Origin of the sequence: Micropruina sp., assembly GCF_027492755.1 — a bacterium.
Taxonomy (GTDB): domain Bacteria; phylum Actinomycetota; class Actinomycetes; order Propionibacteriales; family Propionibacteriaceae; genus Micropruina.
The window spans coordinates 1-7399 of the sequence record NZ_JAPUED010000176.1; the positions used below are offsets into that span (position 1 = coordinate 1).

5 protein-coding genes and 1 pseudogene are annotated in these 7399 nt (G+C 68.7%); 5 read left to right on the forward strand and 1 reads right to left on the reverse strand.

Annotation, left to right across the window (positions count from 1 at the left end; genetic code table 11):
- The coding region (gene metH / locus Q0066_RS12190) for a methionine synthase (RefSeq protein WP_366521522.1) at positions 1-2359 on the reverse strand (2359 nt) is incomplete at its 3' end.
- A 320-nt stretch (positions 2360-2679) separates the two neighbouring features.
- Between metH and Q0066_RS12195 the strand changes: the two genes are divergently transcribed.
- The 5 genes and pseudogenes from Q0066_RS12195 to Q0066_RS12215 all read left to right on the forward strand — a co-directional run.
- On the forward strand, positions 2680-4173 hold the full coding sequence (locus tag Q0066_RS12195; RefSeq protein ID WP_298133256.1) for an ABC transporter substrate-binding protein: 1494 nt from the start codon (positions 2680-2682) through the stop codon (positions 4171-4173).
- Between the two features lie 14 nt (positions 4174-4187).
- Positions 4188-5069, forward strand: a pseudogene (locus Q0066_RS12200) (tRNA (adenine-N1)-methyltransferase); the annotation flags it as partial.
- Positions 5066-6769 (forward strand): proteasome ATPase, encoded by a 1704-nt coding sequence (gene arc / locus Q0066_RS12205; RefSeq protein ID WP_298133258.1) that lies wholly within the window; start codon positions 5066-5068, stop codon positions 6767-6769. The pseudogene Q0066_RS12200 and the gene arc, both read left to right, overlap by 4 nt.
- A gap of 63 nt (positions 6770-6832) precedes the next feature.
- Positions 6833-6982, forward strand: coding sequence for a hypothetical protein (locus Q0066_RS12210; protein ID WP_298133260.1), 150 nt, complete (start codon positions 6833-6835; stop codon positions 6980-6982).
- 220 nt (positions 6983-7202) lie between these two features.
- The coding region (locus Q0066_RS12215) for a helix-turn-helix domain-containing protein (RefSeq protein ID WP_298133262.1) at positions 7203-7399 on the forward strand (197 nt) is incomplete at its 3' end.

Sequence of the window (7399 nt, forward strand, 5' to 3'; positions counted from 1 at the left end):
CGTAGTTGTTGCACTGCAGCACCACGCCGACGATGTTCTTGCCGATGTCGTGCACATCGCCCTTCACCGTCGCCATCACGATCCGGCCCTTGGTGTAGGCGGCGTCACCGGGCTTCTTCTCGGCCTCGATGAACGGGATCAGGTGCGCGACCGCCTTCTTCATCACCCGGGCCGACTTCACCACCTGCGGCAGGAACATCCGGCCGGCGCCGAACAGGTCGCCGACGACGCCCATGCCGTCCATCAGCGGGCCCTCGATGACATCCAACGGACGGCCGCCCGACGCCGCCAGTTCGACCCGCATCTCCTCGGTGTCGGCCACGATGTGCTCGTCGATGCCCTTCACCAGGGCGTGCGTGATGCGCTCCCGGGCCGGCAGTGACCGCCATTCCTGGACGGTCTCCTCGACCTCAGCGCTGGCCACGTTGAACTCGGCGGCGATCTCCAGCAGCCGCTCGGTGGCGTCCGGACGCCGGTTCAGCACCACGTCCTCGATGCGCTCGCGCAGCCGCGGATCGATCTGGTCGTAGACCACCAGGGCACCGGCGTTGACGATGCCCATGTCCATACCGGCCGCGATCGCGTAGTAGAGGAACACGGCGTGGATCGCTTCGCGCACCGGGTTGTTCCCGCGGAAGGAGAACGACACGTTCGACACGCCGCCCGAGATCAGCGCGCCGGGCAGGTTCTGCTTGATCCACCGGGTCGCCTCGATGAAGTCGACGCCGTAGTTGGCGTGCTCCTCGATGCCGGTGCCGATCGCGAAGATGTTGGGGTCGAAGATGATGTCGTGGGCCGGGAAGCCGACCTCGTCGACCAGAATCCGGTACGCCTCGGCGCAGACCTCTTTGCGGCGCTCCAGCGTGTCGGCCTGGCCGTCGCTGTCGAAGGCCATCACCACGATCGCGGCACCGTACTTGCGGCACAGCCTGGCGTGCGCGATGAACGGCTCGACGCCCTCTTTCATCGAGATCGAGTTGACGATCGGCTTGCCCTGCAGGCAGCGCAGCCCGGCCTCGATCACCTCCCACTTCGACGAGTCGACCATCACCGGAACCCGGCAGATGTCCGGCTCGGAGCTGATCAGCTTGCAGAACCGATCCATGGCGGCGACGCCGTCGATCATGCCCTCGTCCATGTTGATGTCGATGACCTGGGCGCCGTTCTCGACCTGCTGCCGGGCCACGTCGAGCGCGGTGGTGTAGTCGCCCTCGCGGATCAGCCGGCGGAACCGGGCCGAGCCGGTGATGTTGGTGCGCTCGCCGACGTTGACGAACAGCGAGTCCGGGGTGACGATGAGCGGCTCCAGACCTGCCAGCCGCAGGGCGGGGACGGGGGTCGCGGGCGTCCGCGGTGTGGCCTCCCGGGTGGCCCGGACGATCGCCTCGACGTGTTCCGGGGTGGTGCCGCAGCAGCCGCCCAGGATGTTCACCAGGCCCTCTTTGGCGAAGCCGGCGACGATCGCTGCCATCTCTTGCGGTGTCTGGTCGTATTCGCCGAACGCGTTCGGCAGGCCGGCGTTGGGGTAGCACGACACGTAGCAGTCGGCGATCCGGGACAGTTCGGCGACGTAGGGCCGCATCTCGGCCGCACCCAGGGCGCAGTTCAGCCCGACCGCCAACGGCCGGGCATGCCGGATGCTGGTGAAGAACGCCTCGGTGACCTGGCCGGACAGGGTGCGGCCGGAGGCGTCGGTGATGGTGCCCGAGATGATCACCGGCCAGCGGCGTCCGCGCTGCTCGAACATCGTCTCCAGTGCGAAGATCGCGGCCTTGGCGTTGAGGGTGTCGAAGATGGTCTCGATCAGCAGAATGTCGGAGCCGCCGTCGACCAGCCCGTCGGCCTGCTCCAGGTAGGCCTCGACCAGTTCGGCGTAGCTGACGTTGCGGGCGCCCGGATCGTTGACGTCCGGCGAGATGGACGCCGTCCGGTTGGTCGGGCCGAGGGCACCCACCACGTAGCGCGGACGGCTCGGATCGGCGGCGGTTGCGGCGTCACACTCGGTGCGCGCCAGCCGCGCCGAGGCCAGGTTGAGCTCGTAGGCCAGCGCCTCCATGCCGTAGTCGGCCATCGAGATGCGCTGCGCGTTGAAGGTGTTGGTCTCGACGAAATCCGCGCCGGCGTCCAGATAGTCGCGGTGGATGGACGCGATGATCTCGGGCTGGGTGAGCGAGAGCAGGTCGTTGTTGCCCTTGACGTCGCTGGGCCAGTCGGCGAACCGTTCGCCGCGATAGTCGGCCTCACTCAGCTTGAACCGCTGGATGACCGTGCCCATCGCGCCGTCCAGGAAATGCAGCCGGGTGGCCAGCGCGCTCCGCAGCGTGTCGGTGGCGTCGGGTCGCAGATCACCGGACGCCATTCGCGGCTGAGGCGGTGTCAAAGTATCGGAGCTCACAGCGTGTGCAATCCTTCCTTGCCTCGTGTCGCGGCGGACGACCCTGGCGGGCCCGGTCTCGATGGCTGCACGCCTCGCACGGGAAAGGGAGGCGTCCGATCGCCGGACGTCGGAACGGACGTCGACGGCTGCAGCATCAGCCAACTGTACGCCTGCCGCTGCGTCGGGCCGTAGCGAGTCCGCGCCAACCCGGCGATTGGCGTCCGGGTAGGCGTTTTGTGCGCCTTTCCGCACGCGCCGTGGCTCCGCGCCGGCTGGTGGCCCGCAGGCTCTACCCTTGGGGCGTGCCTTCGATCGTCCGCGCTGTGCTGTCCGCCGTGACCGCGTCGTGTGTGGTGATCGGTGCCGCGGGGTGTGTGCAGACGCCCGCGCCGCTGCCGTCCGGGACAGCCAGCAGCAGCGCGCCGCCGCGTCCGTTCACGGTGCTCACCGAACAGCGGGCGAACACCACCGACCCCGCCGGCGGCCGCAACGATTCGGACGCCATGGTCACCCTGGACCTGTTCCAACGGCTGATGCTGGTGCAGCCGAGCACCCAGTTGCTCAAGCCCGACCTGGCCAAGGAATGCCTGTTCACCGCCGCCCAGGTCTACGAATGCACGCTGCCCAAGGATGTGGTGTTCACCAGCGGACGCGGCCTGACCAGCGCGGACGTCAAGTTCAGCATTCTGCGTGCAATCCGGCTGGCACCTCAGAAGATGTCCATGCTGGCGGCGTTGCGCAGCATCGAGACCCCCGACGACACCACGGTCAGGTTCCGGCTGAAGTACCCCGACAACCAGTTCGGCTTCGGCCTCGCGGTGCCTGCGGCGTCCATCGTCGACCACGTCGCCTACGACTCCGACAAGCTGCGTCCGGTCGAACAGGCGCCGATCGGCACCGGCCCCTACCAGCTCGACTCGTGGGACTCCAAAGGCCTGACCATTGCCCGCTACGCCCGGTATCGCGGGCCGCTGGGCACCGATATGCCCCGCATCCGGATCGCCTGGTCGGATTCCCCGACCGCCGAGGAGGCGCTCACCGACGCCAAGGCCGAGATCGTCTGGCGCACCTTGAGCCCGGCTGCCATCGACCGGCTGCAGAACCGCATCGTGCAGGACCAGGATGATGGGCGACCGGCCGGCTACTTCCGTTGGGGCCTGCCCCGGGTGGTTCTGCAGCGGCTGGTCTGGCTGTCCCGCAGCCCGTACCGTGCCAACGCGTCGCTGCGTAACGCGGTGGCGCTCGCGTTGCAGGAGGACCGCACCGCCAGCTCGATCCTGCCCAGCATGATCGAGGGTCATACCGACACCTTCGCGCTCGGCGGTGAACCGAAGATGCCGAAGCTCGAGCCGGGCATCGCGCTCGCCCTGCGCTTCACCGACTCGTCGCCGGCGATGGAGGATCTCGCCAATCACGTGCGCGACACGCTGCAGCAGAAGCTCGGCATCACCGTGCAGCTGGTCACCGAGTCGGAACGGGCCGATCTCGAACTGCGTGACAGCGCCCCGATGGTGAACACCGCCGTCGGCTGGCTGCAGGACTACCTCAAGAACCCGTTGCCCGGTAGCGCCGGCAAGCTCTCCAACCTGGAGGAGCGGATCCGGTCATCAAGCCGCGAGGACGTGCAGCAGCCGGCGCTGGTCGAGATTCAGAAGCAGGCGGCGGCGGACGCCACCGTCGTCCCGATCGCCGAGACCGACGGGGTGCTGTTCCTGCGGCAACGGGTGGACCTGGTCGGCGAAGCGTTCGGGCCGGGATGGCAATTGGCGTTGTGGGGAGCACGATGGCGGAACTGAACGGGGTACGGACCGGACCTTTGCAGGCCGGCGAGCGAGTGACGCTGACCGACCCGAAGGGACGCCGGCACTCGCTGCTGCTGGCCTCCGGAGGCACCTTTCACACCAGTAAGGGCGGGATCAGCCATGACGCGCTGATCGGCGGCCCGGACGGCAACGTGGTGACGTCCTCCGGTGGCATCGCCTATGTGGCGTTCCGGCCGCTGCTGGAGGAGTTCACGGTCACGATGCCGCGGGGCGCCGCCGTCATCTACCCCAAGGACGCCGCCCAGATCCTGGTGCAGACCGACATCTTCCCCGGCGCCCGGGTGCTGGAGGCAGGGGTGGGATCGGGGTCGCTGAGCATGCACCTGCTGCGCACCATCGGGCCGTCCGGGCGGCTGTACTCCTACGAGCGGCGGGCCGACTTCGCGGCGATCGCGCAACGCAACGTGGAGAGCTTCTTCGGAGCTCCGCACCCGGCCTGGGAGGTACGGGTCGGCGACCTGGTCGAGGCGATCGGTCCCGAAGAGGTCGACCGGGCGATCCTCGACATGCTGGCGCCCTGGGAATGCATCGACGCGGTCGCGAACGTGCTGGCCGCCGGCGGCATCCTGTGCTGCTACGTCGCCACCGCCACTCAGCTCGGACGCACCATGGACACCCTGCGTGCGCACGGCGGGTTCACCGAGCCGGCGGGCAGCGAGCTGTCGGTGCGGCAGTGGCACGCCGAGGGGTTGGCGATCCGGCCCGGGCACGCCACCACCGGGCACACCGGCTTCCTGATCTTCACCCGTCGGCTGGCGCCCGGGGTCTCCGCGCCGCTGCGCCGGCGGCGTCCGGCACCTGGGGCGTACGGACCCGACTACAGCGGTCCGCGTCCGCCCGGTGTCGGGGTGGAAGAGGCGCCGGCGTGAGTGTGCCGGGTGACCCGCTCGCCGAAGCTCGGGAACTGGCCGAGGCCCGTGGCCGGGCCGTCGAGCTGGCCGAGCGGCGGCTGGCCAACGCCCGTGCCGATGCCCGCTCGCTGGCTCAGGCCAACGAGAAGTTGAACGCGACCCTGCGCGAGGCCCGCGGGTCGCTGGTCGGCCTGCGGGAGCAGTTGGAGGCGTTGTCGAACCCGCCGCAGGCGCACGGTGTGGTGGTGGGTGTCCCCGGTGAAGGCGTGGCCGATGTGTCGGTCGGCGGACGGGTGCTGCGGGTCGCGGTGGTGCCCGAGGTGTCGGGTGAGGGACTGCAACCTGGTGCGCCCGTGCTGCTGAACGAGGCGATGATGCTGGTCGGGCTGGCGCCCGAGGCCGCGCAACTGGACGTCGTGCTGGTCAAGGACGTGCTCGCCGACGGCCGGTTGTTGGTGTCCGGGGGTGGCGACGACGAACATCTGCTGACCGCCTCACCCGAGGCGTCCGGCGCGCAACCGGGGCAGAGCGTGGCCGCCGACCGGCGTGCCGGCATCGGGTTGTGGGTGGTGGAACGCACCGAGGTCAACGACCTGTTGCTCGACGAGGTACCGGACGTCGACTACGCCGACATAGGTGGTTTGGGCGGCCAGATCGAGCAGATCCGGGACGCCGTCGAACTGCCGTTCCTGCACCGCGACCTGTACGCCCGCTACCAGCTGCCGGCCCCCAAGGGGGTGTTGCTCTACGGGCCGCCGGGTTGCGGCAAGACCATGATCGCCAAGGCGGTCGCGAACTCACTGGCCGAACAGGTCGGCGGGGGAGTGGGCAGCCACTTCCTGAATATCAAAGGCCCCGAGCTGCTGAACAAGTACGTCGGCGAGACCGAGCGGCAGATCCGGGTGATCTTCGCCACCGCCCGGGAGCATGCCGCCGACGGGCGTCCGGTGATCGTCTTCTTCGACGAGATGGACTCGCTGTTCCGGACCCGCGGCAGCGGTGTCAGCTCGGACATGGAGTCCACCGTGGTGCCGCAGCTGCTCAGCGAGATCGACGGCGTCGAGGGCCTGTCCAACGTGATCATCATCGGCGCCACCAACCGCGAGGACCTGATCGACCCCGCCATCCTGCGTCCCGGTCGGCTGGACGTGAAGATCAAACTCGACCGCCCGGACGCCGCCTCCGCCGCCGAGATCCTCGGCAAGTACCTCACCGCTGAGGTTCCACTGCGGACTCCGGGTGATCCCGGCGAACCCGACCCCGGGCGTCCCGGCGAACCCAACCTCGGTCTCCACGGCGAATCCCATCCCCGTCATCCCGGCGAACGCCGGGATCTCACCACTGCGGAGTATCGCCGGCAGCTGATCGAGGCGACCGTCGAGGCACTCTACGCAACGACCGACGAGAACCGATTCCTGGAGGTCACCTATGCCTCCGGCGATCGCGAAGTGCTCTACGTCAAGGACTTCGTCTCCGGCGCGATGCTGGCCAACATCGTCGGACGGGCGAAGAAGTCTGCGATCAAGGAGGTGCTGGCCGGCGGCCCGGACGGCGTCCGGCTGGAGCATCTGCTCGGAGCCTGCGCCGACGAGGTCGCCGAGAACGAGGACCTGCCGAACACCACCAACCCCGACGACTGGGCGCGGATCTCAGGGCGCAAGGGCGAACGGATCACCTTCATGCGCACCCTGCGCGGTGCCCGCCAGGTGAACCCGTAGCGGGGACGCACGACTAGCCTGGACGGCAGCTGACCCACCGAACCCGGACGAGGAGGTGCCGTCGTGGGAATCTGGCAACGCTTGACCGGACGTCAGGGCAAGCCGCGCCGTCCGCTCACCCGGGAAGAGGAGGAGCGGCTGCGGATCGACGAAGAACGCGCGGAATGGCAGCGGAAGGCGCTGGAGGAGCGCCGGCGGTTCGGCCGGTACTGAGCTGCATCCCGGTCACCAGCGGTACGCGGGGACGGTTCTTTTCGTTCCGGAGTGGTACGCGGGGACGGTTCTTTTCGTTCCACCGTCGGCCGAGTTTGTCGGGGTTCCGCGAGCTTCCTGCGCGATGGGATCCGGCCCGGCCGACGCGCTGTGAATCCGCAGATGCTGCGGATTGTTATAGCTCTAGAACATTTCGATATGTACGCGTACGCTTCCATTCATGCAGCGGGGTTCGACGTCCACCCATGATCTCGGGGCGAGGCTGCGCCTGCGACGTGAATCCCTGGGACTGAGCCAAGGGGAGGTCGCATCGCGAGCCGGCGTCACTCGGCAGTTGGTGTCACGGATCGAGCACGGCCATCCGCGCGCCGAGTTGGGCGGCGTCATCGCCGTCGTCCGGGCGTTGGGCGCCGAGGT